The organism is Pseudomonas sp. UTLPPB19802 (assembly GCF_059730225.1).
The window spans coordinates 6,855,527-6,881,009 of record NZ_AP048545.1; the positions used below are offsets into that span (position 1 = coordinate 6,855,527).

Annotated in this window: 24 protein-coding genes; 4 read left to right on the forward strand and 20 right to left on the reverse strand. The window is 61.9% G+C overall.

The genetic code is table 11. The features are described from left to right. Window positions 1-32 precede the first annotated feature (32 nt). The 6 genes from AC6I6U_RS30235 to AC6I6U_RS30260 form a co-directional block, all read right to left on the reverse strand. Window positions 33-1,382 carry a carbohydrate porin gene (locus AC6I6U_RS30235; RefSeq protein ID WP_497879598.1) on the reverse strand — a complete coding sequence of 450 codons (1,350 nt, stop codon included), beginning with the start codon at window positions 1,380-1,382 and terminating at the stop codon, window positions 33-35. Between the two features lie 90 nt (window positions 1,383-1,472). Further along, on the reverse strand, window positions 1,473-2,630 hold the full coding sequence (locus AC6I6U_RS30240; protein WP_497879599.1) for an ABC transporter ATP-binding protein: 1,158 nt from the start codon (window positions 2,628-2,630) through the stop codon (window positions 1,473-1,475). A 2-nt stretch (window positions 2,631-2,632) separates the two neighbouring features. Further along, the gene (locus tag AC6I6U_RS30245) at window positions 2,633-3,478 is read right to left on the reverse strand and encodes a carbohydrate ABC transporter permease (RefSeq protein WP_497879600.1); all 846 of its coding nucleotides are present in this window, start codon (window positions 3,476-3,478) and stop codon (window positions 2,633-2,635) included. Further along, window positions 3,471-4,379, reverse strand: a complete 909-nt coding sequence (locus AC6I6U_RS30250) for a carbohydrate ABC transporter permease (RefSeq protein ID WP_497879601.1) — start codon at window positions 4,377-4,379, stop codon at window positions 3,471-3,473. Before AC6I6U_RS30250 ends, AC6I6U_RS30245 begins: the two co-directional genes overlap by 8 nt. A gap of 156 nt (window positions 4,380-4,535) precedes the next feature. Further along, complete coding sequence (locus tag AC6I6U_RS30255) at window positions 4,536-5,822, reverse strand: ABC transporter substrate-binding protein (protein ID WP_497879602.1); 1,287 nt, start codon at window positions 5,820-5,822, stop codon at window positions 4,536-4,538. A gap of 139 nt (window positions 5,823-5,961) precedes the next feature. Next, complete coding sequence (locus AC6I6U_RS30260) at window positions 5,962-7,230, reverse strand: D-mannose isomerase (RefSeq protein WP_497879603.1); 1,269 nt, start codon at window positions 7,228-7,230, stop codon at window positions 5,962-5,964. 338 nt (window positions 7,231-7,568) lie between these two features. Between AC6I6U_RS30260 and AC6I6U_RS30265 the strand changes: the two genes are divergently transcribed. Next, window positions 7,569-8,213: an AP2/ERF family transcription factor gene (locus AC6I6U_RS30265; RefSeq protein WP_497879604.1), complete on the forward strand. Its 645-nt coding sequence runs from the start codon at window positions 7,569-7,571 to the stop codon at window positions 8,211-8,213. Here the strand turns inward: AC6I6U_RS30265 and AC6I6U_RS30270 are convergent. The 4 genes from AC6I6U_RS30270 to edd form a co-directional block, all read right to left on the reverse strand. Next, complete coding sequence (locus AC6I6U_RS30270; protein WP_497879605.1) at window positions 8,182-9,642, reverse strand: ATP-binding protein; 1,461 nt, start codon at window positions 9,640-9,642, stop codon at window positions 8,182-8,184. The two genes, AC6I6U_RS30265 and AC6I6U_RS30270, sit on opposite strands and share 32 nt — an antisense overlap. Further along, window positions 9,632-10,363 carry a response regulator gene (locus AC6I6U_RS30275; RefSeq protein ID WP_497879606.1) on the reverse strand — a complete coding sequence of 244 codons (732 nt, stop codon included), beginning with the start codon at window positions 10,361-10,363 and terminating at the stop codon, window positions 9,632-9,634. Before AC6I6U_RS30275 ends, AC6I6U_RS30270 begins: the two co-directional genes overlap by 11 nt. Window positions 10,364-10,554: 191 nt before the next feature. Further along, window positions 10,555-11,514 carry a glucokinase gene (locus tag AC6I6U_RS30280; protein ID WP_497879607.1) on the reverse strand — a complete coding sequence of 320 codons (960 nt, stop codon included), beginning with the start codon at window positions 11,512-11,514 and terminating at the stop codon, window positions 10,555-10,557. Further along, entirely contained in the window at window positions 11,511-13,337 is a 1,827-nt protein-coding gene (gene edd / locus AC6I6U_RS30285; RefSeq protein WP_497879608.1) for a phosphogluconate dehydratase, read from the reverse strand. The genes AC6I6U_RS30280 and edd overlap by 4 nt, the downstream gene beginning before the upstream one ends. Before the next feature lie 212 nt (window positions 13,338-13,549). Here edd and gap point away from each other — a divergent pair, with 212 nt between their 5' ends. Then, window positions 13,550-14,551: a type I glyceraldehyde-3-phosphate dehydrogenase gene (gene gap / locus AC6I6U_RS30290; RefSeq protein ID WP_497879609.1), complete on the forward strand. Its 1,002-nt coding sequence runs from the start codon at window positions 13,550-13,552 to the stop codon at window positions 14,549-14,551. Between the two features lie 73 nt (window positions 14,552-14,624). Here gap and AC6I6U_RS30295 read toward each other — a convergent pair whose 3' ends face one another. The 10 genes from AC6I6U_RS30295 to AC6I6U_RS30340 all read right to left on the reverse strand — a co-directional run bounded on the left by AC6I6U_RS30295 (window position 14,625) and on the right by AC6I6U_RS30340 (window position 23,367). Continuing rightward, window positions 14,625-14,852: a hypothetical protein gene (locus AC6I6U_RS30295; RefSeq protein ID WP_497879610.1), complete on the reverse strand. Its 228-nt coding sequence runs from the start codon at window positions 14,850-14,852 to the stop codon at window positions 14,625-14,627. After that, on the reverse strand, window positions 14,852-15,568 hold the full coding sequence (locus AC6I6U_RS30300; RefSeq protein WP_497879611.1) for a lipopolysaccharide kinase InaA family protein: 717 nt from the start codon (window positions 15,566-15,568) through the stop codon (window positions 14,852-14,854). The genes AC6I6U_RS30295 and AC6I6U_RS30300 overlap by 1 nt, the downstream gene beginning before the upstream one ends. Window positions 15,569-15,572: 4 nt before the next feature. After that, window positions 15,573-16,253 carry a class I SAM-dependent methyltransferase gene (locus tag AC6I6U_RS30305; RefSeq protein WP_497879612.1) on the reverse strand — a complete coding sequence of 227 codons (681 nt, stop codon included), beginning with the start codon at window positions 16,251-16,253 and terminating at the stop codon, window positions 15,573-15,575. 188 nt (window positions 16,254-16,441) lie between these two features. Beyond that, window positions 16,442-17,722, reverse strand: a complete 1,281-nt coding sequence (locus AC6I6U_RS30310; protein ID WP_497879613.1) for a sensor histidine kinase — start codon at window positions 17,720-17,722, stop codon at window positions 16,442-16,444. Then, entirely contained in the window at window positions 17,712-18,395 is a 684-nt protein-coding gene (colR, locus tag AC6I6U_RS30315) for a two-component system response regulator ColR (RefSeq protein ID WP_497879614.1), read from the reverse strand. The genes AC6I6U_RS30310 and colR overlap by 11 nt, the downstream gene beginning before the upstream one ends. A gap of 259 nt (window positions 18,396-18,654) precedes the next feature. After that, window positions 18,655-20,301 carry a chaperonin GroEL gene (gene groL / locus AC6I6U_RS30320; protein ID WP_497879615.1) on the reverse strand — a complete coding sequence of 549 codons (1,647 nt, stop codon included), beginning with the start codon at window positions 20,299-20,301 and terminating at the stop codon, window positions 18,655-18,657. A 50-nt stretch (window positions 20,302-20,351) separates the two neighbouring features. Then, complete coding sequence (locus AC6I6U_RS30325; protein WP_497879616.1) at window positions 20,352-20,645, reverse strand: co-chaperone GroES; 294 nt, start codon at window positions 20,643-20,645, stop codon at window positions 20,352-20,354. 254 nt (window positions 20,646-20,899) lie between these two features. Then, window positions 20,900-21,373, reverse strand: coding sequence for an FxsA family protein (locus AC6I6U_RS30330; protein ID WP_497879617.1), 474 nt, complete (start codon window positions 21,371-21,373; stop codon window positions 20,900-20,902). Between the two features lie 65 nt (window positions 21,374-21,438). Continuing rightward, window positions 21,439-22,170: a HugZ family pyridoxamine 5'-phosphate oxidase gene (locus tag AC6I6U_RS30335; protein ID WP_497879618.1), complete on the reverse strand. Its 732-nt coding sequence runs from the start codon at window positions 22,168-22,170 to the stop codon at window positions 21,439-21,441. Between the two features lie 189 nt (window positions 22,171-22,359). After that, window positions 22,360-23,367, reverse strand: coding sequence for a DUF481 domain-containing protein (locus AC6I6U_RS30340; RefSeq protein WP_497879619.1), 1,008 nt, complete (start codon window positions 23,365-23,367; stop codon window positions 22,360-22,362). Between the two features lie 198 nt (window positions 23,368-23,565). Here AC6I6U_RS30340 and AC6I6U_RS30345 point away from each other — a divergent pair, with 198 nt between their 5' ends. Together AC6I6U_RS30345 and AC6I6U_RS30350 are read left to right on the forward strand one after the other, a co-directional pair. After that, complete coding sequence (locus AC6I6U_RS30345) at window positions 23,566-23,880, forward strand: MGMT family protein (protein ID WP_497883138.1); 315 nt, start codon at window positions 23,566-23,568, stop codon at window positions 23,878-23,880. A 44-nt stretch (window positions 23,881-23,924) separates the two neighbouring features. Then, complete coding sequence (locus AC6I6U_RS30350) at window positions 23,925-25,466, forward strand: AmpG family muropeptide MFS transporter (RefSeq protein WP_497879620.1); 1,542 nt, start codon at window positions 23,925-23,927, stop codon at window positions 25,464-25,466. The last annotated feature ends 17 nt before the right edge of the window (window positions 25,467-25,483 follow it).

Here is a 25,483-nt window from a genome sequence, read left to right on the forward strand (position 1 = left end):
CGCACATTGAGAGAGAGCTTATCAGCCGAGGCTTAGAAGACCGACTGAATTTTCAGGCCGGCCACCAGGGCGTTGTCGACCTGGTCCACGCCACCCGGATGGGTGATGTATTGCAGGTTCGGACGCACGGTCAGCCAGTTGGTGACATGAATGCCGTAGTTGAGTTCGTAGTTGTACTCGGTGTTGCGCAGTGGCGAGTACAGCGGGTTGTCGTAGTCGCTGACACCAATGGCGGCGTTGGCCAGCTCAGCGTTTTTCTTCACGTCGTCGTTGACATGGATACGGGCGAAACCGATACCGATGTCATCCTTGGGACGTGCATCGAACGGCCCCTTGTACACCAGCATCAGCGACTGGTAGTTGTCGACGACGTTGGTGTCCTTGTCGTGGAAGGTCGCGTTGGCTGCAATGTTCAAGCCGCGCGAGGCATCGCCGTTGTGGCTGGTGAGTTGCTGCTGGGCAACGAACCAGTAGCCGTGCTTGCTATCGTGAACGCGATAGGCATCGCCAGTCGTCGCGGCGTCGCCACCGTTGACGTCCTCACGCACGTCGTTGGCCGGCGCGGTGCTCTTGTAGTAGCCAACACGGTATTCGCCAGGCAGGTTGTTGACCTTCGGCGACCAGACCAGCTCGACCGGCAGCACGGTACCCTTGGTGCCGCTGCCGCTGAGCTTGAAGCCGTTGCCGTGCTCCAGCTGCGATGGGTTCTGGTTGTACGCACCAATCTGCGCATACAGCTCGGGGGTGATGTGGTACTTCACGCGCAGGGCTGCCTGGCTGACTGGCCAGTTATACCAGATGCCGGTCGCCCAGTTGCCCACTTGGGAGCCGCAGAACGCCAGGTTCTGGAATTCGCAGGGGAAGGTGTTGAAGTCTTCGCCTTCACCGAAGTAACCGGCCTTGACGTCCAGCTTGCCGTCGAGGAACTGGTGCTGGATCCACAATTGGGTCAGGCGCACCATATGGCCGCGACCATAGACTTCCTGGGAAGAGCTCAAGGTGCCGGCACGCGGATCGCCGACGCGGTCGTTGGAAATGTTGTAGCCGTTACGGTTGGTCAACTGGATCTTGGCCTGGGTGTTATCCCAGCCCCACAGTTTTTGCAGGTCCAGTGCCACACCCAGGCCGAACTGGTCGGCGTAGCGTGCGGTCTTGTCGTCGTTGTAGCCACCGTGCAGGTTGCCACCGACTTCACCGACATAGTCGGCCTTGATGTCGATACCTTGCTCGATGAGTCGGGTCCGCTCGCCGCCCCAGTCGCCGGTCATCCATTTGGAGTCGGCGCTGAACGCGTCGTCCGCCATGGCATGGCCGGCCATGACCAAGGCCGCAGCCGCTGACAATTGGCAGATCAGGCGTGTGTTGGTGGTGCTCTTTTTCATCCCTACATCCTCGTCTTTATTTTTATTAACAGTTTTTATTGAACGTGGTTTACATCGATTGCGACGGGCGGCAAGCCGCCCGTCCTGAGTTCAGCGGCCCTTGAATTGCGCCACGTTGTCGCCATGTGCTTGGGATTGGGGCTGCCCTATCCGGCCGAGGCGTTCGCCGGTCGCGGCGTCGAACAGCAACACCTTGGCCGGATCGAATTGCAGGGTCAGGGTCTCGCCGACCTGCGGCGCCACATCCGGCGCCAGGCGGCAGCAGACCTTGCTGTCGTTGAGCGTGACGAAAACCAGGGTGTCCGGGCCGGTCGGCTCAGTCACCTGCACCTCGGCGCGAATGCTCGGCAGACCGGCATCGCCGGACGCCAGCAAGATCTGCTCGGGACGCAGGCCCAGTACCACTTCACGGTCTTCGAGGCCAGCATCGCTGGTGTTCAGCGGCAGCTCGCAGCGCGCCTGGCCGCTGTCGAGCAGCGCCACCAGGCGGCCATCCTTGCGCTGCAGGCGCAGCGGGATGAAGTTCATCGGCGGCGAACCGATGAAGCTGGCGACGAACTGGTTGGCCGGATCGTTGTAGATCTGCTTCGGCGTGCCGAACTGCTGGATGATGCCGTCCTTCATCACCGCCACCTTGTCGCCCAGGGTCATCGCCTCGATCTGGTCGTGGGTGACGTAGACGGTGGTGGTCTTCAGGCGCTGGTGCATCAGTTTCATTTCGGTGCGCATCTCGACCCGCAGCTTGGCGTCGAGGTTCGACAGCGGCTCGTCGAACAGGTAGATCTTTGGCCGTCGCGCCAGCGCCCGGCCCATCGCCACGCGCTGTTGCTGACCGCCGGAGAGCTGGCCCGGCTTGCGGTTGAGCAGGTGTTCGATCTGTAGCAGCTTGGCCACGCGGGCCACTTCCTCATCGATGGCCGACTGGCTCATCTTGCGGATCTTCAGGCCGAACTCGATGTTCTCGCGCACGCTCATGGTCGGGTACAGCGCGTAGGACTGGAACACCATGGCGATGTCGCGATCCTTGGGGCTCATGCCGCTGACGTCCTGGTCGCCGATCATGATCGCACCGCCGGTGATGCTCTCCAGACCGGCGATGCAGTTCATCAGGGTCGACTTGCCGCAGCCCGAAGGTCCGACCAGGATCAGGAACTCGCCGTCCTTGATCGACAGTTCGATGTTCTTCAGGGTGTCCGGCAGGCCGGCGCCATAGGTCTTGTTTACATTGCGAAGTTCGAGCGTTGCCATGATTACCCCTTGACTGCGCCGGCCGTCAGCCCGCGCACGAAATACTTGCCTGCGACCACATAGACCAGCAGTGTCGGCAGCCCGGCGATCATCGCCGCCGCCATGTCCACGTTGTATTCCTTGACCCCGGTGCTGGTGTTGACCAGGTTGTTCAAGGCCACGGTGATCGGTTGCGAGTCACCGCTGGAGAACACCACGCCGAACAGGAAGTCGTTCCAGATCTGGGTGAACTGCCAGATCAGGCAGACCATGATGATCGGGGTCGACATCGGCAGGATGATCCGCCGGAAGATGGTGAAGAAGCCCGCGCCATCCAGGCGTGCCGCCTTGACCAGTGCGTCGGGAATGCTCACGTAGTAGTTGCGGAAGAACAGCGTGGTGAAGGCCAGGCCGTAGACCACGTGGACGAACACCAGGCCGGTGGTGGTACTGGCCAGGCCCATCTTGCCGAGGGTGAACGAGGCCGGCAGCAACACGGTCTGGAACGGCAGGAAGCAGCCGAACAGCAGCAGGCCGAAGAACAGCTGCGAACCGCGAAAACGCCACATCGACAGCACGTAGCCGTTCAGCGCACCGATGGCGGTGGAGATCAGCACCGCCGGAACGGTGATCTTGATCGAGTTCCAGAAGTAGCCGTTGACCGTGGCCCAGGCCTTGATCCAGCCGATGTCGGTGAAGATCGTCGGCCAGCTCAGCAGGTTGCCGGTGCTGATGTCTTCCGGCGACTTGAAGCTGGTCAACAGCATCACCACCAGAGGCACCAGGTACAGCAGCACGGCGATGAACAGTACCGTGTGGATGGCGATACGGCTCAGGCTGATGGAAGGTTTGTCGGCGAGACTAGTCATGACGCTTGGTCCTCAGCTCGGAGTACAGGTAAGGCACGATGATCGCGAGAATCGCACCGAGCATCAGGATCGCACTGGCCGAGCCCATGCCCATCTGGCCGCGACTGAAGGTGAAGGAATACATGAACATCGCCGGCAGGTCGGACGAGTAGCCAGGGCCGCCCGCAGTCATCGCCGCTACCAGGTCGAAGCTCTTGATCGCGATGTGCGCGAGGATCATCACCGCACTGAAGAACACCGGGCGCAGGCTCGGCAGCACCACTTTCCAGTAGATCTTCGGCATGCTCGCGCCATCGATCTGCGCGGCACGGATGATCGACTGGTCGACGCCACGCAGGCCGGCGAGGAACATCGCCATGATGAAACCCGAGGCCTGCCAGACCGCGGCGATCACCAGGCAGTAGACGACGCGGTCAGGGTCGATCAGCCAGTCCAGGCGAAAGCCTTCCCAGCCCCAGTCGCGCAGCAGCTTGTCCAGGCCCATGCCCGGATTGAGCAGCCATTTCCAGGCAGTACCGGTGACGATCATCGACAGCGCCATCGGGTACAGGTAGATGGTGCGGATGAAACCTTCGCGGCGGATGCGCTGGTCGAGGAAGACCGCCAGCATCACCCCGATGACCAGGGTGATGCCGATGAACAGGCCACCGAACACCGCCAGGTTCTTGCTCGCCACCCACCAGCGGTCGTTATCGAACAGCCGCGCGTATTGCGCCAGGCCGACCCATTTGTAGGTGGGCAGGAATGTCGAGTTGGTGAACGACAGGATGAACGTCCACAGGATGTAGCCGTAGAAGCCCACCAGCACGACGAACATGCTGGGTGCCAGCACGAGCTTGGGTAGCCAGCGCTGCAGGAAATCGAACGGCGAGGCCTTGCTGAACGCAGCAACAGAGCTCATGGGAAAATCCAGTACAGGAAAAAGGAACTACACCGCCCCCTGTAGGAGCTGGGCTTGCCCGCGAAGGCGGTGTGTCAGTCAACGAATGGGTCGGCTGATGTACCGCCTTCGCGGGCAAGCCCTGCTCCTACAGGAGCGGGGTTGCAGGTCGAGGGTTTACTTGGCGGACTTGACCGCCGCGCCGAGCTTCTTCGCCGCGTCGGCCGGATCGGCTTTCGGGTCGTTGATGTAGTTGGTCACCACATCGAAGAACGCGCCCTGCACCGCCAGCGTGGTCGCCATGTTGTGCGCCATGCTCGGCTGCAGGCCACCGGTCTTGGCATCGGCGAGGAAGTCCTTGGCCGCGGTCTGCGCGCAGGAGTCGAAGCCATACTTGCCCATGTCGGCGAGCATGTCGTTACGCACCGGGATCGAACCCTTGTTGATGCTGAAGACCTTCTGGAAGTTCTCGCCCAGCACCACCTTGGCGATGTCCTGCTGACCAGCCGCGGTACCCTTGTCCTTCTGCTTGAACACTGCCAGGGAGTCGATGTTGTAGGTGAAGGCCTTGTCGGTGCCCGGGAAGGCTACGCACTGGTAGTCCTTGCCAGCGACTTTCTTGGCCGCGGTCCACTCGCTCTTGGCCCAGTCACCCATGATCTGCATGCCGGCCTTGCCGTTGATGACCTTGGCTGCTTCCAGGTTCCAGTCCTGGCCCTTGCCGTCGACGTCCATGTAGGTCGCGACTTTCTTCAGTTCGGTCAGGGCCTTGACCATTTCAGGACCGGTCAGGGCGGCATTGTCCAGGTCGACCAGGGCTTTCTTGTAGCCGTCGGCCCCCATCACCGAGAGCACCACCGCTTCGAATACGGTGCTGTCCTGCCAAGGCTGGCCACCGTGGGCGAGTGGGATGAAACCCGCGGCCTTGAGCTTGTCGCCGGCGGCGTAGAATTCCTGGAGCGTGGTCGGCGCTTTTTCGATGCCGGCCTTCTTGAACACCTCGGGGTTGATCCACAGCCAGTTGACGCGGTGGATATTGACCGGCACAGCCACGTAGTCGCCTTCGTACTTGACGGTATCGGAGACTTTCTTGTCGAGCAGGCTGTCCCACTTCTCTTCCTTGGCAACGTCCTTGAGAACGTCGGTGTCGAGCAGCCCGGTGGAGGCCCATTCCTGGATATCGGGGCCCTTGATCTGGGCGACGCCAGGTGGGTTGCCGGCTACGGCACGGCTTTTCAGCACGGTCATGGCCGTGGCACCGCCACCGCCGGCGACAGCGCCGTCCTTCCAGGTGAAACCATCCTTTTCAACCTGGGCCTTGAGCACATCGACAGCCGCTTTTTCACCACCGGACGTCCACCAGTGAACCACTTCCACACTCCCCTTGGAGTCGGCAGCCAATGCACTGAGAGGAAACAACGAGGCGAGGGAAATCACTGCGGCGAGGCGAGAAATCGAATTCATCTGAAGTACCTTTCTTGTTGTTATGCATGCAAGTCTGGTGCTTGCGCTGCAACGGATTCTAGTAAAGGCGAAAGCCTTCGCAGGTAACGAAGGGACGCGCAAATGTCACCGCATGGTTACATGGAATGAACACAGGAATTCAGACCACTGAACTGCCAGCAAAGTACCGGGCCAGAGCGCTTGCCAGGCTCGGCGCCAGCGGCAGGCAGGGTAACAGGACTGCCTGGTAGGCGTGATAGAGGTCGGGTTTTCCGCCCCAGATCCGCGCACTGGGCCGGTTGTGGTCATCCAGTTCGTGGTGCCAGCTGCCATACAGCCGGTCGATGAAATGCAGCTCGTTGAAATCCCAGAAGCGGCGGTACCAGGTTTCGTACTGCTGCTCTCCCGTACGCCGCAGCAGGGCCGCAGCCGTCGCGCTGGCCTCGCAGTGCACCCAGTGCAGGCGCTCGCTGACCACCGGGCGGTTTTCCCAATCAAGGGTATAGACCACTCCCGGCCGGCCATCCGCGGCCCAGGCATGACGACAGGCGCTGGCGAACAGCTCGCGGGCGTCGTCCAGCAGCCATGCTGGAGCGACCAGCCCCGCTGCCTGGCGGGCTGCCTCGAGATGCAGCAGCAGCCTGGCCCATTCGAAGGCGTGCCCCGGCGTCGTGCCGTAGGGGCGGAAGCCGTCTGCCGGGTTGTCCTGGTTGTAGTCCCGTTGGGCCTGCCACTGCCGATCGAAATGCTCGACGACCGCAAAGCCGTTATCCGCAGCCTGCTGGTGGATCAGCCGTTCGACGATACGCAGTGCGCGATCCAGCCAGCGGCTGTCTCCAGTGACATCGGCCAGGGCCAGGAAGGCCTCGGTACCGTGCATGTTGCTATTGGCACCACGATAGGCTTCCTCCTGGCTCCAGTCCCGAGCGAAGGATTCGCGCAGCGCGCCCTCCTCCTCGCTCCAGAAATGCGTGTCGATCACTCGAATCGCCTCGGCCAGCAGGCCTGGGGCTTCCTCGCTGCCGGCAACCACCGCCGAACTGGCGGCAAGGGCGACGAAGGCGTGCAGGTAGGCGGCCTTGCCGCTGTTGCCGTCACGGTGTTCCGGCGCCGCGTACCAGCCGCCGAAGGTCGCATCGCGCAACGGCCCCCAAAGCGCCGCGACACCATGCTCGACCAGCGGCAGGCAGCCGGGAACGCCCTGGATGTGGGCCATGGCAAAGCAATGGGTCATGCGCGCGGTATTCATGGTTTCGGCCATGGTGCCTGCCGGCAGGCGGCCCTGGCCGTCGAGATTGCCGAAGCCGCCATCGAGCCTGGCGGCCTTGGCGAACACTAGCAGGCGCCGTCCTTCATCCATCAACCAGGCATTGTGGGCCGGAGCGTTCAACCAACTGCCGAACGAAAACTCAAGGCTGTCGCTTGTCATGCTATTCATCTTTCTTGTTATTCACGAACGCCCCGGGAGCAGGTCGCTCGCATGTGATGCAGCGGATTCTAACCAGCCATCGGTCGACGACAGGTAACGAAGGCCGGGGAGAATGTCACCATCCAGTGACAATTCCCGCCCCCTTGGCACACCACGCCGCCACGCATCATTCATGAGCCAATGTAAGAAAAATGCCGACTAAGCCGTTTCCCTTTTAAACGTAGGAGCCATCCCTAAAGCGTTTTCCCACGTTGAAACGCGACTTTGCCTGGGCGAATCTCGCAAACCGGCATCCGTAACCTGCCCCATGAACGCCGACGCCCGAGGAGCCCTCCACCATGGTCAACGACAATCCGCGCCTGGCTCGCCAATGCTGCATTTTCCCGTTGCGCCAGGGAGACCGGCAGTACGCCTGGAAGGTGGAAGTACAACGAGGCGGCCAGTTGCTGAGCGAGGTGTTCGCCTTCGAGGATTACGGCGGCGAGCAGCCCGCGCGACTGGCGGCCGAGTCGTGTCGTAATGCGCTGGTACTGAAAATGCCCGCAGCACTGACTTATGAAACTCGCCAGCGCCTGCTGCCCAACAACACCAGTGGTCATCCGGGCGTGATGAGGGTCGAGACCCATGGCACCGGCTACTGGCGCGCCAGCACCCGCATCCATGGCTACAATCTGAGCCGCAGTTTCAGCGTCGAGCGTCATGGCGAGGAGCAGGCCAAGCGGCTGGCCCTGGGTGAGCGCCAACGACAACTGGCGATTTGCGAGGAGCCCTTCGAGCAGGCCATGAAGACCCTGCAGCAGCACTTCAGCCAGACCAATGCCCGCTTGCGCGAACATCGTATCCAGGCGGCCATCGGCCAGGCGCGCGGCCTGCGTGACTCAGCCAACTGCCAACTGCCGGATAACGGCGAGCCAGAGCTGCTGATCAGCCCGGAACAGGCTTCGCTATCGATCAGTCGGCATTTCGCGGCAAGAACAAAGTAACCCGCAAGCCACCTTCACGCAGGTTCTGCAGGCTCACCTCGCCACCGTGGCTGTGGGCGATATTGCGGGCGATGCCCAGGCCCAGGCCATACCCCTGCTGTTGGCCGGACAAGCGAAAATGCGGTTCGAACACCTGCTCCAGGCGCTGTTCGGGTACACCGGGGCCTTCGTCGTCGACATGCAGGACGAACGCACTGTCATCATCCTCGATGTGCAGGTGTGCCCGTGCGCCGTACTTGAGGGCATTGTCGATCAGGTTGCCCATGCACCGACGCAGCGCCAACGGCTTGCCAGGGTAGGTCCCGAGCGCCCGCCCGGTAAGACTCACCAGACCGTTGCCACTGGGAGACAAGTAGCACTCGACCAGTGTATCGAGGGCCTGGTTGAGGTCAACCGGCTCGATATTCTCGTGGATATCGGTGTCCTTCACACATTGCAGGGCGCCCTTGACCAGCATCTCCAGTTCGTCGAGGTCACGTCCGAATTTCAATTGCAGTTGTTCATCCTCAAGCAATTCGACCCGCAGGCGCAGGCGGGTGATGGGGGTGCGCAAGTCATGGGAAATCGCACTGAACAACTGGCTGCGCTCGGTCAGGTAGCGACTGATGCGCTCGCGCATGGTATTGAGCGCCCGCCCGACTTCCATCACTTCGCTGCCACCGCCCTCCAGCACCGGTCGCACCTCCTCCGCTCCCAGCGACATGTCCCGCGCCGAACGGGCCAGGCGCTTGAGCGGCCGGCTCTGCCAATGCACCAGCAGGCCGATGAACAGCAGCAGGAAGCCGCTGGTAAGCAGGATGAACCAGACCTGCTGGGCCGGCAGGCCTTCCTCTTCCAGGCTTGTATAGGGCTCGGGTAGCAGCGAGGCGATGTACAGCCATTCGCCCGGCGACATCTGGATCTGCGTCACCAGCACCGGCGGGTTCACCGGTTCCAGGGTCAACGCGTAATGCGCCCAGGAACGCGGCAGCTCGTCGAGTTTCAGGCCGCCATTGAAGATCCGCAGGTTGTCGGGGCTGACGAAGTTCACCGAGATGTCCACGTCGTTACCCAGCGATTGGCGCAACACCTCGTGGACGGCTTCGAGCACCGCTGTCTTGCGTGGCGTCGGGCCGAGCAGTTGCATGTCCAGTGGCTTGTCGTTGAGGGTCACGACGAACCGCGTGCCGCCCATGCTACGCAACTGGTCGAGTACCAGTGGCCGGTAGGCCAGGGGCAACGAACGCAGGTAGCTGACGCTGGCCGTCATCGAGTGGGCCAGGCTGCGGGCGCTGGTGACCAACCCTTCGAGCTGGGTCGCGCGCAACTGCGAAAGCCAGATCACGCTGGACAGGGCTTGGGCCAGCAACACCGCGAACAGCGTCAGCAGCAGCATCCGCCCCAGCAGCGAACGCGGTACCGGCAGGCGCTGGCGCAAATCAGAGAGCATTGGCAGCCGTAACGTTGGCGGCCAGTTGATAACCGCTGCCGCGCACGGTGCGGATCAGCCGCGGTGGTTTCTCGGTGTCGCGCAGGCGCTGGCGCAGCCGGCTGACTGCCATGTCGACGATCCGGTCCAGGGGCATCAGGTCACGCCCACGGGTAGCATTGCCGATGGTGTCGCGATCGAGGATTTCCTGGGGATGATCGAGGAACAACTTGAGCAGGGCGAAGTCGGCCCCGGAAAGAATCACCTCTTCGCCATCGATGTGGAACAGCCGGTGGCTGACCGTATCCAGCCGCCACTCGTCGAAGGCCAGCACTTCGCTGCCGGCGCGCTCCTGGCCGAACTGGGCACGGCGCAACAGCGCCTTGATCCGAGCCTGCAATTCGCGGGGGCTGAAGGGTTTGCCGAGGTAATCGTCCGCGCCCAGCTCAAGGCCGATCACCCGATCGGCCTCGTCGGAACTGGCCGTCAGCATAATGATCGGCACGTGGGCCTGGCGTGGGTGCTGGCGGACCCAGCGACAGAGGCTGAAGCCGTCTTCATCGGGCAACATCACATCGAGGATGACCAGGTCGCAGGAAGCTTCGTTGAGCGCCTGGCGAAAACCGGCGCCATCACCGACCGTACGCACCTGGAAACCGGCGCGACTGAGGTAGGTGTCCAGCAGTTCACGGATTTCCTGGTCATCATCGACCAGGAGAATGGACTTACTGAATGCGCTCACGGTGGGTGTCCCTGTTGTTGTGGTTAGGACCGAAACGCGGATTATGCCTCAATCGATTGAGCCGTGAAGATGTGTTGCTCTTGAGGGCCTCTTCGCGGGCAAGCCCTGCTCCTACAGGCACTGCGGTGATATTGAAGTCACTGCGATGCCTGTAGGAGCAGGGCTTGCCCGCGAAAAGGTCGACACCGGAATCAGTCGGCCAGCGCCTGCTGCAAGGCCACCCCCGCCCCGATCAGGCCGGAATACGGTGCCGTGACCAGCCACACCGGTATACCCTTGAAGTAGTCGCTCATGCAGCCCTTGTCGGCAAAGCTCCTGGCGAAACCGCTCTTGATGAAGAAATCGGCGAAGCGCGGAATCACGCCACCGACGATATACACCCCGCCGCGCCCACCCGTGGTCAGCACGTTGTTTCCAGCCACCCGCCCCAGCCAGCAACTGAACTGCTCCAGCACCTCCTGGGCCACCGGGTCCCCCGCCAGGCCGGCCGCGGTGATAGCCTCCGGCGTGTCCAGCACGGGCGTGTGCCCATCCACCGCGCAGATCGCCCGATAGACCCTGGGCAAGCCACCGCCACTGAGGGCTGTCTCGGCACTGACATGGCCGATTTCGTCATGGATGTGTCGCCACAGTTGGGTTTCCCGGGGGCTGCCCAGCGGCAGGTCGACATGGCCACCCTCCCCCGGCAACGCCATGAAACCGGCGTCGCCAAGGTTCAGCAGAGTGCCGACGCCCAGGCCGGTTCCCGGGCCGATCACCACCGCCGGCCGATGCGGTTCCGCCGTGCCTTCGCAGACCACACGAAACTCATCGGGCTCCAGGCGGGTCATCCCGAGGGCCATGGCCGAAAAATCATTGAGCAGCAGCAACTGGTCGACCTGCAGGGTCTCGCAGAACGCCTTGCGGCTCAGTCGCCAATGGTTGTTGGTGAAACGGAACTCGTCGCCGCTGACCGGCCCCGCCACCGAAAGGCACACGGCGCCAACCGCCCCCAACGGCAATCCCAGGCCATCCAGGTAAACCTTGATGGCGTCTTCCGGGCAAGCGTGATCGGCGGTGGCAAGCACCTTCACCGAGTCCAGGCCGTTGTCTTTCCACAAGGCGAAACGAGCGTTGGTGCCGCCGATATCGCCAACCAGGGCCAATTTCATTCAAGGGTCTCCAGGGCCGAAGTGAACGCACTGGCCCCCTGCTCCGCCGAGCTGAAGGCCATGCGCATGAAGCCGAACAGTTCGCGGCCACAACCGACATTATTACCCAGCAGACCGACTGCCGGCTCGCGCGCGGCGAACTCGGCGTCATCGACCAGCACCTTGAGCGTGCCGTTGACCCCGTCGACCCGGATCACATCACCATCGTGCACCCGCGCCAGCGCGCCGCCGACATGGGCTTCGGGGCAGACATGAATGGCCGCCGGGATCTTGCCCGAGGCACCGGACATCCGGCCGTCGGTGACCAGCGCGACCTTGAAGCCACGGTCCTGCAGCACGCCGAGGAACGGGGTCATCTTGTGCAGTTCCGGCATGCCGTTGGACCGTGGCCCCTGGAAGCGCATGACCGCTACGAAGTCCCTCTCCAACTGGCCGGCCTTGAACGCATCGGCCAGGTCCTGCTGGTCCTGGAACACCAGCGCCGGCGCTTCGACGACCTGGTGCTCCGGCGCCACCGCCGAGACCTTCATCACGCCACGGCCGAGGTTGCCTTCCATCACCCGCAAGCCGCCCTCTGGCGAGAACGCACGGGCCACCGGACGCAGGATGTTTTCATCGAGGCTCTCGATCGGCCCCTCACGCCAGACCAGTTCACCATCCTGCAGAAACGGCTCGCGGGTGTAGAGGCTCAGGCCACGACCGGCCACGGTGTTGACGTCTTCGTGCAGCAGGCCGGCCTCGAGCAGTTCGCGAATCAGGAATGACATGCCGCCCGCCGCCTGGAAGTGGTTGATGTCGGCCTTGCCGTTCGGGTAGACGTGGGACAGGGTCGGCACCACCTCGGAGAGGTCGGCCATGTCCTGCCAGGTCAGCTGGATCCCCGCCGCCTGGGCGATGGCCGGCATGTGCAGGGTGTGGTTGGTCGAGCCGCCAGTGGCGTGCAGGGCAACAATGGAGTTGACCAGCGCCCGCTCGTCGACGATCTCGCCGATCGGCATGAAGTTGCCGCTCTGCTTGGTCATGCGCGTGACCTGGAACGCCGCTTCGCGGGTCAGCGCATCACGCAGCGGGGTATTCGGGTTGACGAAAGAAGCGCCCGGCAAGTGCAGGCCCATGACCTCCATCAGCAACTGGTTGGTGTTGGCGGTGCCGTAGAAGGTGCAGGTGCCGGGGCTGTGGTAGGACTTCATTTCCGATTCCAGCAGTTCCTCGCGGCTCGCCTTGCCTTCGGCATAGCGCTGGCGGACATCGGCTTTCTGCTTGTTGGAAATCCCCGAGACCATCGGCCCACCGGGTACGAAGATGGTCGGCAGATGACCGAAACGCAGCGACCCCATCATCAGGCCCGGCACGATCTTGTCGCAAATCCCGAGCATCAGCGCCGCATCGAACATGTTGTGCGACAGCGCCACGGCGGTCGACATCGCGATCACTTCGCGACTGGCGATCCCCAGCTCCATGCCCGGCTCGCCCTGGGTCACGCCATCGCACATGGCAGGCACGCCGCCGGCGAACTGGCCGACCGAGCCGATCTCGCGCAGGGCCTGCTTGATCTGCTCCGGGTAGGTCTCGTAGGGCTGGTGCGCGGAGAGCATGTCGTTATATGACGAAACAATTGCCACGTTGGCGGCGTTCATCATCCGCAGCGTTTCCTTGTCCTGGCTGCCGCAACCGGCCACGCCATGGGCAAAGTTCGCGCATTGCAGCTTGCCGCGCACGGGACCGTCGCTGGCGGCCCCCCGAATCAGTGCCAGGTACGCTTCGCGGGTGGCGCGACTGCGGGCGATAAGCCGTTCGGTGACCTCAAGAACGCGGGGATGCATGTGTAGAACTCCAGGCTAACGGATATGGCGACCTGTTTGTCCTGAGGTGAGCGAAGGCCTCGGCTGGCGGGGCTTTTCGTTCATCCGGACCCGTTGGTTCAGGTCACTCGTTGTAGATAAAACAAAATATTGCCATTAAAAAGGCTTGTTTTCTATTTCTATGCGAATAATCTTGTAATTCCAACAACAAAACCACGACAGGCGCTTCCATCATGACGCTACGCATCGCAATCAACGGCTTTGGCCGCATCGGCCGCAACGTCCTGCGGGCACTCTATACCCAAGGTTACCGTCAGGACTTGCAGGTCGTCGCCATCAACGATCTGGGCGACAGCTCGATCAATGCCCACCTGCTCAAGTACGACACCGTCCACGGCACCTTCGATGCCAGCGTAGAACATGACCACGAAAGCCTGACCGTCAACGGCGACCGTATTGCCGTCAGCGCGATCCGCAATCCGGCCGAACTGCCCTGGGCCGCCGAGAAGATCGACGTGGTGTTCGAATGCACCGGCCTGTTCACCGATCGCGCCAAAGCCGCCGCGCACATCAGCGCCGGCGCGCGCAAGGTGATCATTTCCGCACCGGCCAAGGGCGCCGATGCCACCGTGGTGTACGGGGTCAACCACGATATCCTGCGCCAGTCGCACGAAATCATCTCCAACGCTTCGTGCACCACCAACTGCCTGGCCCCGGTGGCCCAGGTGCTGCATCGCGAACTGGGCATCGAAAGTGGCCTGATGACCACCATCCACGCCTACACGAACGACCAGAACCTGACCGACGTCTACCACACCGATCCGTACCGGGCCCGTTCGGCCACGCAGAACATGATTCCGAGCAAGACCGGCGCCGCCGAAGCCGTGGGCCTGGTGTTGCCGGAACTGGCGGGCAAGCTGACCGGCATGGCCGTACGCGTCCCGGTGATCAATGTGTCACTGGTCGACCTGACCGTGCAGCTCAAGCAGTCGGCCACTGCCGAGCAGATCAATGCGCTGTTCAAGGAAGCCAGCCAGCACTCGAAAATCCTCGGCTACAACACCCTGCCGCTGGTCTCCAGCGACTTCAATCACAATCCCCTGTCGTCGATCTTCGACGCCAACCACACCAAAGCCAGCGGCAAGCTGCTCAAGGTCCTGGCCTGGTACGACAACGAGTGGGGCTTCTCCAACCGCATGCTGGATAACTGCCTGGCGCTATGCAACGCCGAGTAATGAGGCGACCGGCCTGGGCGGCCACGAAAAAAAGCCTCGTGGATCACGAGGCTTTCGGGGGAAGAACAGGGTTTCAACTCTGCGGTTTCAAGCCCTGGGAAAGGCCGAACACGAACAACAACAGGTCGTGGGTGGGCTGGACATTGCCCCCGACCTTTGCGACTCGTGGCAAGGGGCAACGCTCGCCATCCTGGACCATGCTGAGCACCTGCGGCCGCGGCTGCTCCCAGACCACCAGCGCCAGGGAAGCGACAGCCAGTGCCCCGACCAGAAACAAACCTCTAGCTATTTCTAACTTCATCACCGTAAGCCTTTGATGGTGCTGCCGAACGCCATACCGTAAAAGTAGTTCAGCCTGCTCCAGTCCGCTTCGCTCCACGACGAATGGCGCCGTAGTTGTTTCATGTCATGCTGTGCGGCACGCCGGCGGGTCAAGCGCTGGCGAGCTTTCTCGAAATCCAGCAGGGCCACCTCGACACTGGCCGACTCACCTTCGCCGACAACCCGGACGAACACATGCTTGATATACAGGCAACCGTGCTGCCAGCGGCCACGATGCATGCGTGCCAGCGTGTTGGCCAACTCCTGGAGCAGGCGATCATGCAGCACCTCGCCATGTCGCTCGCGACCGCCACCGGCATACCAGTCCTCGATTTCGCAGAACCCTTCCAGGGCCGCCGTTACCAGCAACGCCTGCCACTGTCCATCGGTATCGCGGCGGGCGCCGCAGAACACCAGCTCCGGCACGCCAACATCGAGCATGCGCAGGCTCTTCAGTGCATTCTGCTCGCGCAGGACGGTCGGACGGCCGAAGGGATGCAGCAGGCTGCGGTAGGTATGTCCCACCTGGCGCTTGACGTACAGCAGCCGACCGCCGGTGCCCGTCACGCGCTGGACACCACTTTCGCCTCCGCGACGCCGGTTGGGCTCTTCGACCCACTCGCCCTTGCGCGTCCAGAAATGTTCAAAGCGATCCGTGGCGGTTCCTGCGGTAAACGAAGCGTACTCAACGGCCATCCTGCTACCTCTTGCGTAAGATATAGACTCGCCACATGGCGTAGAACGGAACGAAATCCAGATGCTGCTGGACTCGAAAACCCGCGCGCTTGAATTCTTCTTCAACCTGGCTGGCGGGCAACACGAAACGATTCTGGTAGCTGTCCGGCTCTGCCATCGCCTGGCGCTTGCGTTCCAGGCGCTTGCGGCGCCAGGCCTTGAAGTTGCCGTCGACCCACAATGAAACAATGACGCTGTCACGCGTTACCCGATGAAACTCCTTGAGCAACGCCAGCCGGTGCGCCGACTCACCGATATGGTGTAGCAGACGCATGCAGAAAATGCTGTCGACCGAGTTCTCCGGCAGGTCGATATCGAATGCCGAGGTTTGCAACGGACGTATCCGACTGACTACATCGACCGGTTGCGCCTTGAGTGCGGTTTCCAGCATCGCGGCGGAGTTGTCGGCCCCAACGATCACCCGATTCGGCTTTTCCGCCAGCAACGGCCAGAACCGTCCGGCACCACAGGGAAGATCCAGCACCAGACCCGGCTCACCCGCCAGTGCCAATGCCGTACGAGCCAATTGCTCATCGCGCAGATGGGACAGCCGACGCGCCATCCCGTTCTGATGCTTGTGCAAATATTCCTGAGCATGCTGCTCATCGTACTTGTCGGAAAACTCCAACTTTACCGGGGAATTCATAACTATCTCCTGTCACTGACAGCCCCAGGTTAAGCAGGTGCGCGTCAGGAACAGGTCGTCTCCCCGTGAAAAATTCGTACCGTCCAGTACAAATCATTACAAATTTTTACAGGTCAACAATAGTAGCAAGGGGCCACAAACGTAACCCCCTTTGGAGAGGCGCCCAGCGAGCGGGGCACGGAAGGTCATCAGTTGCTGGAACGGGCCAGGTCCACCTGGAAACGACAACCATTGGGCTCGGTGGTCGTCAGGCTGACATGCCAGCCCTGGTTCTCGCAGATCCGCTGCACCAGCGAAAGCCCCAGTCCAAGGCCTTCACCACGTTTTTCATCGCCGCGCACGAACGGTTGGAACATCGCCTCACGCTTCTCCTCAGGAATCCCGACCCCAGTGTCTTCGACCACGAAACCCGCCGGTTCCAGCGTCAATCGGATAAATCCGTGTTCCGTATAGTGCAGGGCATTGCGCAGCAGGTTACCCATCACGGCGTGCAGGAACGTGGCGTTGTAGCGTGTGCTCAGCGGACAGCCCGGCTCGAAAATGAGGGTCAAGCCTTTACCCTCGATCGGCGCACGCCATAGGCCAACAAGGTCTTCAGCCACCAGGCTCAGGGAAACCTGCGGCGACATGCTGGCATCCTCGCGCTGGGCCCGGGCAAGCATCAGGAACGTCTGCACCAGCTCGCGCATTTCCTCACTGGCGCGAGCAATTCGCTCGACCTGGTTGCGCCCGCGCGGATCGAGCGCCGGGTTTTCCAGCAGCAGTTCGCAGGAACTGGCCAGGATCATCAAGGGCGTGCGCAGCTCATGACTGACGTCGCTGGTAAACAACCGCTCGCGGGTCAGCGCGTCGCGCAGGCGCCCCAGGGTTGCATCGAAGGCAACCGCCAGTTCGCCGACCTCGTCGGCGGCATAGTCAGGCGCCAGCGGTGGCGCAAAACCGAGCAACTGGTCACGGTGGCGGACCTGGCGGGCCAGCCGTACCACCGGGGCCATCACCCGCCGGGCGAGTACCCAGCCAAGGAACACCGCCAGCACCAGGGCCAGGACAAAACCCACCAGCACCACGGCGAACAGCACCCGCTCGCGCTCCTCGAAATCACTCTGGTCCTGCAGGAGCACATACCGCCGACCGTCGACCACCTCGACCATCGCGTGATAAGACAACTGCTCGCGAAACACTTCGTGGAATCCGGGGTCGAGATGGCGCAGATCCTTGGGCAGTTCGAAGTCCCCCTTGCCACCGCTGTAGTAGAACAACTGGTCGGGCTCGGGTCGGTGACTCCAGTCACTCACGTTGTCCATCAGCAGCAGGCGTTGCAGATCACCGCCCAGGCCGGCGGAGATGAGTTTCTCTTCGACCAGGTGGACCGTCGCGACGATGCCCATGGCAAAGGTGCCCGCCACCAGCGCACTCATCAACGCAAAGGCGATGATGATCCGCTGGGCCAGGCTCTGCTTAAACTCCATCACGACCCTCGGCCAGGCGATAGCCGACACCATGCACGGTGTGCAGCAACGGCTTGTCGAAAGGCTTGTCGATCACCTGGCGCAGTTGGTGCACGTGGCTGCGCAGGCTGTCGCTGTCCGGGCAATCATCGCCCCACAGGGCTTCTTCCAACACTTCACGGCGCAACACATGCGGGCTCTTCTGCATCAGCACCGCGAGCAGTTTCAAACCGACCGGGTTGAGCTTGAGCAAGCGTCCCTGGCGGGTCACTTCAAGGGTATCGAGGTCATAGCTCAGGTCACTGACCTCCAGCGCCCGCCGCCCGCCGCCCTGGGCACGACGCAGGACCGCTTCGATACGCGCCGCCAACTCGGACAACGCGAAGGGTTTGAGCAGGTAGTCATCGGCACCGGACTTGAAGCCCTGCAGGCGGTCGTCCAGTTGGTCGCGGGCGGTCAGCATGATCACCGGCGTGTCGCGCCGGGCATCCTCGCGCAAGCGCTTGCAGAGGGTATAGCCGTCGATTCCCGGCAGCATGATGTCGAGCACGATCAGGTCGTAGTGTTCGGTGGCGGCCAGGTGCAAGCCCGACAGGCCATCCTGCGCACAGTCGACGGTATAGCCTTTGAGCCCCAGGTAGTCAGCCAGGTTGGCGAGGATATCGCGGTTGTCTTCAACCAATAGAATTCGCATGGGTACTTCCTCCGTACGCGGTAACGACCGTCTTGGCTCGCGCAGCTTACGGTCTAGTCCAGCCCACGGCTAGGGTGGGAAGATTTAATGGTTTTTTCACCTGAGGTTCACGGCCAGGGGACGCCCGGGCCGGCAAAATCGATCGCCGCCGATGCCTTGCCAGTGGCTCAACGTTCACTCGCGCAGGCCCCGACAGGCAAATCGCAGACATGAAAAAGCCCCGCACCAGGCGGGGCTTTCCATACGGGAGCCGGGTGGCTTACATCATGCCGCCCATACCGCCCATGCCGCCCATGTCTGGCATGCCGCCGCCAGCTGGAGCGTCTTTCTTCGGTGCTTCGGCGATCGCAGCTTCGGTGGTCAGGATCAGGCCGCCGATGGAGGATGCAGCCTGCAGGGCCGAACGGGTGACCTTGGTTGGGTCCAGGATACCCATCTCGATCATGTCGCCGTATTGGCCGCTGGCAGCGTTGTAACCGAAGTTACCCTTGCCGTTCTTGACTTCGTTGACCACGACGCTTGGCTCGTCACCGCTGTTGGCGGAGATCTGGCGCAGCGGTGCTTCAACGGCACGACGCAGTACAGCGATACCGACGTCCTGATCGGCGTTTTCGCCTTTCAGGTCGCTGATGGCTTGCAGGGCACGGATCAGGGCCACGCCACCGCCAGGCACCACGCCTTCTTCGACGGCTGCGCGAGTAGCGTGCAGGGCGTCTTCAACGCGGGCTTTCTTCTCTTTCATTTCAACTTCGGAACCGGCGCCAACCTTGATCACTGCAACGCCGCCGGACAGCTTGGCCAGACGCTCCTGCAGTTTTTCACGGTCGTAGTCGGAGGAAGTTTCGGCAACCTGGGCACGAATCTGGGCAATGCGCGCTTCGATATCGCCCTGTACGCCGGAACCGTCGACGATGATGGTGTTTTCCTTGGACAGGGTCACGCGCTTGGCGCTACCCAGGTGCTCCAGGGTGGTGCTTTCCAGGCTCAGGCCGATCTCTTCGGAGATGACGGTACCGCCGGTCAGGACGGCGATGTCCTGCAGCATGGCCTTGCGACGGTCGCCGAAGCCTGGTGCCTTGACGGCAGCAACCTTGACGATACCACGCATGTTGTTCACAACCAGGGTCGCCAGGGCTTCGCCTTCGACGTCCTCGGCCACGATCAGCAGTGGACGGCCGGCTTTGGCAACGGCTTCCAGCACTGGCAGCATTTCGCGGATGTTGGAGATCTTCTTGTCGACCAGCAGGATCAGCGGACCATCCAGTTCGGCGGTCATGGTGTCCGGCTTGTTGACGAAGTAAGGGGACAGGTAGCCACGGTCGAACTGCATGCCTTCAACGACCGACAGTTCGTTTTCCAGGCCCGAGCCTTCTTCAACGGTGATCACGCCTTCCTTGCCGACTTTTTCCATGGCTTCGGCAATGATGTCGCCGATGGAGCTGTCGGAGTTGGCGGAAATGGTACCCACCTGGGCGATCGCCTTGGTGTCGGCACATGGCTTGGACATCGCCTTCAGTTCCTTGACGATGGCGATGGTGGCCTTGTCGATACCGCGCTTGAGGTCCATCGGGTTCATGCCGGCGGCAACGGCCTTCAGGCCTTCGTTGACGATCGACTGAGCCAGAACGGTGGCGGTGGTGGTGCCGTCGCCCGCGTCATCGTTGGCACGGGAGGCAACGTCCTTGACCAGCTGCGCGCCCATGTTTTCGAAACGGTCTTCCAGCTCGATTTCCTTGGCAACGGAAACGCCGTCCTTGGTGATGGTCGGAGCGCCGAAGCTCTTCTCGATGATCACGTTACGGCCTTTCGGGCCCAGGGTCGCTTTTACCGCGTCAGCCAGGACGTTAACGCCAGTCAGCATCTTCTTGCGGGCGGAGTCGCCGAATTTAACTTCTTTAGCAGCCATGATCGTTATTCCTTAAATACTTTGTAGTAACGGGAAGAATGAGCGGGGAATCAGCCTTCGATAACGGCGAGGATTTCGTTCTCGCTCATTACCAGCAGGTCTTCGCCGTCTACTTTCACAGTGTTGCTGCCGGAGTACGGGCCGAATACGACCTTGTCACCTACCTTCACAGACAGCGCACGCACTTCACCGTTTTCCAGCACGCGGCCGGCACCTACAGCGAGAACTTCACCATGGTTGGCTTTCTCGGCAGCCGAACCTGGCAGCACGATGCCGCCGGCGGTTTTCTTTTCTTCTTCGCTGCGACGGATGACGACGCGGTCATGCAGAGGACGAAGCTTCATTGTCGATCTCTCCTAATTATGGTTTTCAGCGACCGGTATCGGTACCGGCCGGTTAGCAAATCCGGCGTTGCCGGTTACGGCTCGACAAGCGAACCGCGGAAGACTGTCTGGCGACTTGCGCCAAAAACCTTGCGGTGACCGTTACATAAGGTCGCCAAAGGCGATTACAAGGGTGACCGGCAATTTTTTTTGCAGATCGGCGAGCTGCAAAAAAAATACGGCACCCGAAGGTGCCGTGCGTGTTCAGTCGTCACTCAGGAGTCGCGGTGTTCGAACTCGCCTTCGATCACCTGAGGTTGCCGGCCATGGGTCGGCGCGGCACCGGGCTGGCCACGGGCGTGGAGATCATCGGCGAACGCGCGTTGGCGCACGGCCTGCTCCTCGGCCCGCCGACGCATCCGGTCGGCCGCCAGGCGACGGGTGATCGGCAGCAACAGCAGCAGGCCGAATACATCACTGATGAAACCGGGCAACAGTAACAGGCCGCCGCCCAGGGCCAGCATCAGCCCCTCAAGCATGGTCTGCGCCGGCAATTCGCCGCGGCTCAGGCTTTCCCGGGCGCGCAGGGCGGTGGTCAAGCCGGCCAGCCGCAATACCAGCACCCCGACCGCCGAGCCGAGGATGATCAGCGCCAGCGCGGGGAAGAACCCGATGGCCGTACTGACCTGGAAAAACACGTACAGCTCCAACACCGGAAACAGTAGAAAGAGCAACAGAAAAGCGCGCATCGAATAAGTCCTCTTCGGAAGAAATCCTTCCAGTCACTATCAGATGACGTCGATATCCCGTGAATTCAACCCTCGACGACCTGCTTTTTCGGCCATTGTTCAGCGCGAGCCAGGGAAACCAGGGCTTCGCGAACTTCTGTCGGCGTATTGCAAGGTGTTTCAAAACCCAGCCAGTGCAGCCCCTGGCCGATCCGCAGGTGCATGCCTTCGGTGTCGATACCCGCCAGTTGTGCCGGCTCGCGACTGGGCAGCCCGGTCAATTCCACATAGTGGGCGATCGCCTTGGCATGGTCGCTGTTCATGTGTTCGACCATGCTCACCTCGGCCTTGCCGGCGAACGGGTTGGCCAGGGTCACCTGGTCCAGCCAGTGGATCGCGCCAAAACCGCCGATGTAGCGATGACGGACCGGCTGAAGCACCCAGAACTCGAAATCGTGGGCCTTGTGGTAGTTCTGCGAATCCGGGAAGTAGCGGTAGTAACGCCCGGCAGCGGCCTCGATGGCGTCCTCGTCGGTAAGCTTCTGCGCCTCGGCCAGGTACGTCAGGCGCCCAACCGCCTGGACATCCTCGGCCTCACGCTCACCGACCAGCAGGGAGCACTTCGGATCCTTCTGCAGGTTGTGGGTGTGTTGGGCAATGCGGCTGATCAGGATCAGCGGGCGGCCCTGATCATCCAGGCAATAAGGCACCACGGAGCCGAAAGGGAACCCAGGCATGGCCTTGGAATGCGTCGACAACACGCCCCGATACTCCTTGAGCAACAATTCGCGTGCATTCCTGACCACTTCAACGCTCACCTTTGCACTCCTCATCCAGAATTCATCAGGCACACGCGAATGCAACGGGACTGGCAACGCCACCCGGACATGCGAATGCAACTCAATGACAAGGTAAACGTTATCGACGCCAGTTGCCAGGCCATCCACGGGCAGGTTCCCGCTGCAACGACCCGGCAGTCCGTCAAATGCCGGCCATTGGCGAGGTGGCTACCAGGCGACGCCGAACCCGACGGTGTAACGGGTCTTGTTCAGACTGGTGTCATCGTCACCGTTAATGATGTCGCGCTCAGCCTTGAGGTTCAGCGACGCCCATTCGGTGACCTTGTAGCGCAAGCCAAGCTCGGCATCGAGGGAGTATTTCGAAGGACCGCTCAGCGGCCGACCGACCTCGCCAGTGGTGAACAGCTCGATCGTCTTGCCGACCAGGTAGCGGTTGTAGTCCCACTTCATGCCCAATGAGTAGAAATTTTTCTTCTCGCCATCGGAATATTCATAGTTGGTGTTGTTGAGCAACGAGCCCAGGGAAAAGGCACCCAGCTCGTCGTCCCAGAACTGGTAGCCCGGACCGGTACCGATGGTACGCTGGCGCGACAGGTCCTCGACCCGGTCACGCTTGTAGGTCAGCCGCCCCTGCCAGAACCATTTCTCGGTCAGGAAGCGGTCGAGCGCGTACTCGACGCCCCAGTTGTCGGTGGTCACCACGTTGTCCTGGAACTCGCGGTTGTACTCGCCTTCGGCATGATGGCGCCAGGCGCCATGGCGGGCGGTGGTCTTGAAGTCGATGTCGTAGTCGTCGGTGTCCTTCTCTGCCCGCTTGTAGTCCATGGCGACATCGACATTCCCCTTCCAGACCAGATCCTCGACCAGCGGCTTGGGCTTGACGATCTGCTGGATACTGGCCAGCTCGACGGTTTTCGGCGCTTCGCCATTGGCCAACGTCACCTTACCGGCATCGGCGGGCTGCAGGGACTTGGCTTTCTCACCGGTATAGCCATCCTGCTTGACCAGCAGCTCCTGATCGCTTTCCAAGGTCTTCACCTGGGACCAGTCCAGCGAGACGTTGCCGGCATAGGTGGTCTGGACCACCAGTTTGCCGCCGTCGAACAGTCTGATCTTGCCCGTCAGGCGATCACCGTTCTTCAACCAGACGGTATCGGCCAGCAGGGGCGTGGAGGCGCTGAAAACAGCAAGGCACAGCAGGGTTCTGGACAACATGGGCAACAAGGGGCTCGGGTTTGCAATAATGAACCGGCATTATCACGCTGGATAACGCTTGGACAACGACTGACCGGCCAAGAGGCGTCGAGTTCAATAATGATTCTCAGCAATCAGAAATTGCCTACATAAAAGGCAACGAATACTTACAGGAATGCCCGCTTGAGCGAAGCAGACGCCGGCGAAAGCCCCGCCCAGATGCGCCGCACCGCGCTCTACCTGACCCTGGCCCAGGTGCCCGAGGGCAAGGTGGTCACTTACGGCCAATTGGCCGAACTGGCCGGGCTCGGTCGCGCCGCCCGCTGGGTAGGCCGCACCCTGAGCCAACTGCCGGCCGATTCCCGCCTGCCCTGGCACCGGGTCCTGGCTGCCGGCGGTCGGATCAGCCTGCCCGCCGGTAGCCCGTCTGGCGACGAACAACGCGCCCGGCTACGCACCGAGGGCCTCAGCGTCCTGAACAATCGTGTCGATATGAAGCGCCATGGCTGGCGCCCGATAGAGCACAGCGGTTAGAGTGCGCGCTTTGTTTCCGTCAACCCTGAGGCAGATTCCAGCCCATGCCCCGTAAAACCTGGCGCGCCGCGCTTGCTGCCTATGCCAGCCCTTCGACATTTGTGTTGCTGCTGCTCGGTTTCGCTGCCGGTCTGCCCTACATGTTGGTGTTTTCGACGCTTTCGGTCTGGCTGCGCGAGGCTGGCGTGGCTCGTGAAACCATCGGCTATGCCAGCCTGATCGGCCTGGCCTACGCGTTCAAATGGGTCTGGTCGCCCCTGCTCGACCAGTGGCGCCTGCCGTTGCTGGGCAAATTGGGCCGGCGCCGCTCGTGGCTGGTGCTCGCACAGACGCTGATCGTCCTCGGCTTGATCGGCATGGGTTTCTGCGATCCGCAGAAGCACCTGTCCTGGCTGATCGCCATTGCCGTCATCGTCGCCTTCGCTTCCGCCACCCAGGATATCGCGGTCGACGCCTATCGCCTGGAAATCGCCAACGACAGCCAGCAGGCCGCCCTCGCCGCCAGCTACATGTCCGGTTATCGCGTCGCGGCGCTGCTGGCGACCGCCGGTGCGCTGTTCTTCGCCGAGGGCTTCGGCTCCACCGGGTTCAGCTACAAGCACTCGGCCTGGACCGGCACCTACGTACTGTTCGGCGTGCTGATGGTCCCGGCACTGATCACAACGCTTCTGATGCGCGAGCCGCCAGTGCCTCTGCGTACGCAGCTATCGGCCGGGCGCTATAGCTTCGTGCACCAATTGGCCTCGGTCTTCGTGCTGATCATCCTGCTGGTTTCGGTACCGGCGATGTTCACCCAGCTCTACAACACCGACTTCGCCAGCGTGCTGTTCCACGGCGTCAGCCTGCTCGACCTGCTGCTTGAGGACCGCGCTTTCCTGCGCGCGATCCTCTACACCACCCTGACCGTGCTCTGCCTGTCGAGCATGGGCCGTCGGGGCCTGGCACCGGTGCTGACACCGGTCAACGACTTCATCGTGCGCTACCGCTGGCAGGCACTGCTACTGCTCGGGCTGATCGCCACTTACCGGATGTCGGACACGGTGATGGGAGTGATGGCCAACGTCTTCTACATTGACCAGGGCTTCACCAAGGACCAGATCGCCGGCGTCAGCAAGATCTTCGGCCTGATCATGACCCTGGTCGGCGCCGGCATGGGCGGCTTGCTGATCGTGCGTTTCGGCATCCTGCCGATCCTGTTCATCGGTGGCGCCGCTTCGGCCGCGACCAACCTGCTGTTCATGCTGCTGGCCGACATGGGCCCGAACCTGAACATGCTGATCGTCACCATCTCCCTGGACAACTTCAGTTCGGGCCTGGCGACTTCGGCGTTCGTCGCCTATCTGTCGAGCCTGACCAACCTGAAATTCTCCGCCACCCAGTACGCGCTGCTCAGTTCGATCATGCTGCTGTTGCCACGCCTGATCGGTGGCTATTCAGGCGTGATGGTGGAGAAACTCGGCTACCACAAGTTCTTCATCATCACCGCCATAATGGGTATTCCGACCCTGCTGCTGATTGCCCTGCACTGGTATCAGGAAATCCGCCGCGGTGGCCCGGTGCCGTCTCCGGAAGGGGAAGCCCCGTAAATACGGGGGGAGCCCCA

Bases quoted from the DNA above. Each gene is read 5' to 3' on its own strand.
- colR (WP_497879614.1), bottom strand. From the start codon at position 18,395: ATGCGAATTCTATTGGTTGAAGACAACCGCGATATCCTCGCCAACCTG.
- AC6I6U_RS30235 (WP_497879598.1), bottom strand. From the start codon at position 1,382: ATGAAAAAGAGCACCACCAACACACGCCTGATCTGCCAATTGTCAGCG.
- edd (WP_497879608.1), bottom strand. From the start codon at position 13,337: ATGCATCCCCGCGTTCTTGAGGTCACCGAACGGCTTATCGCCCGCAGT.
- AC6I6U_RS30280 (WP_497879607.1), bottom strand. From the start codon at position 11,514: ATGAAATTGGCCCTGGTTGGCGATATCGGCGGCACCAACGCTCGTTTC.
- AC6I6U_RS30250 (WP_497879601.1), bottom strand. From the start codon at position 4,379: ATGAGCTCTGTTGCTGCGTTCAGCAAGGCCTCGCCGTTCGATTTCCTG.
- AC6I6U_RS30270 (WP_497879605.1), bottom strand. From the start codon at position 9,642: ATGCTCTCTGATTTGCGCCAGCGCCTGCCGGTACCGCGTTCGCTGCTG.
- AC6I6U_RS30310 (WP_497879613.1), bottom strand. From the start codon at position 17,722: ATGGAGTTTAAGCAGAGCCTGGCCCAGCGGATCATCATCGCCTTTGCG.
- AC6I6U_RS30345 (WP_497883138.1), top strand. From the start codon at position 23,566: ATGCGCCGCACCGCGCTCTACCTGACCCTGGCCCAGGTGCCCGAGGGC.
- AC6I6U_RS30330 (WP_497879617.1), bottom strand. From the start codon at position 21,373: ATGCGCGCTTTTCTGTTGCTCTTTCTACTGTTTCCGGTGTTGGAGCTG.
- gap (WP_497879609.1), top strand. From the start codon at position 13,550: ATGACGCTACGCATCGCAATCAACGGCTTTGGCCGCATCGGCCGCAAC.
- AC6I6U_RS30350 (WP_497879620.1), top strand. From the start codon at position 23,925: ATGCCCCGTAAAACCTGGCGCGCCGCGCTTGCTGCCTATGCCAGCCCT.
- groL (WP_497879615.1), bottom strand. From the start codon at position 20,301: ATGGCTGCTAAAGAAGTTAAATTCGGCGACTCCGCCCGCAAGAAGATG.
- AC6I6U_RS30325 (WP_497879616.1), bottom strand. From the start codon at position 20,645: ATGAAGCTTCGTCCTCTGCATGACCGCGTCGTCATCCGTCGCAGCGAA.
- AC6I6U_RS30245 (WP_497879600.1), bottom strand. From the start codon at position 3,478: ATGACTAGTCTCGCCGACAAACCTTCCATCAGCCTGAGCCGTATCGCC.
- AC6I6U_RS30305 (WP_497879612.1), bottom strand. From the start codon at position 16,253: ATGAATTCCCCGGTAAAGTTGGAGTTTTCCGACAAGTACGATGAGCAG.
- AC6I6U_RS30340 (WP_497879619.1), bottom strand. From the start codon at position 23,367: ATGTTGTCCAGAACCCTGCTGTGCCTTGCTGTTTTCAGCGCCTCCACG.
- AC6I6U_RS30255 (WP_497879602.1), bottom strand. From the start codon at position 5,822: ATGAATTCGATTTCTCGCCTCGCCGCAGTGATTTCCCTCGCCTCGTTG.
- AC6I6U_RS30295 (WP_497879610.1), bottom strand. From the start codon at position 14,852: ATGAAGTTAGAAATAGCTAGAGGTTTGTTTCTGGTCGGGGCACTGGCT.
- AC6I6U_RS30265 (WP_497879604.1), top strand. From the start codon at position 7,569: ATGGTCAACGACAATCCGCGCCTGGCTCGCCAATGCTGCATTTTCCCG.
- AC6I6U_RS30300 (WP_497879611.1), bottom strand. From the start codon at position 15,568: ATGGCCGTTGAGTACGCTTCGTTTACCGCAGGAACCGCCACGGATCGC.
- AC6I6U_RS30240 (WP_497879599.1), bottom strand. From the start codon at position 2,630: ATGGCAACGCTCGAACTTCGCAATGTAAACAAGACCTATGGCGCCGGC.
- AC6I6U_RS30260 (WP_497879603.1), bottom strand. From the start codon at position 7,230: ATGACAAGCGACAGCCTTGAGTTTTCGTTCGGCAGTTGGTTGAACGCT.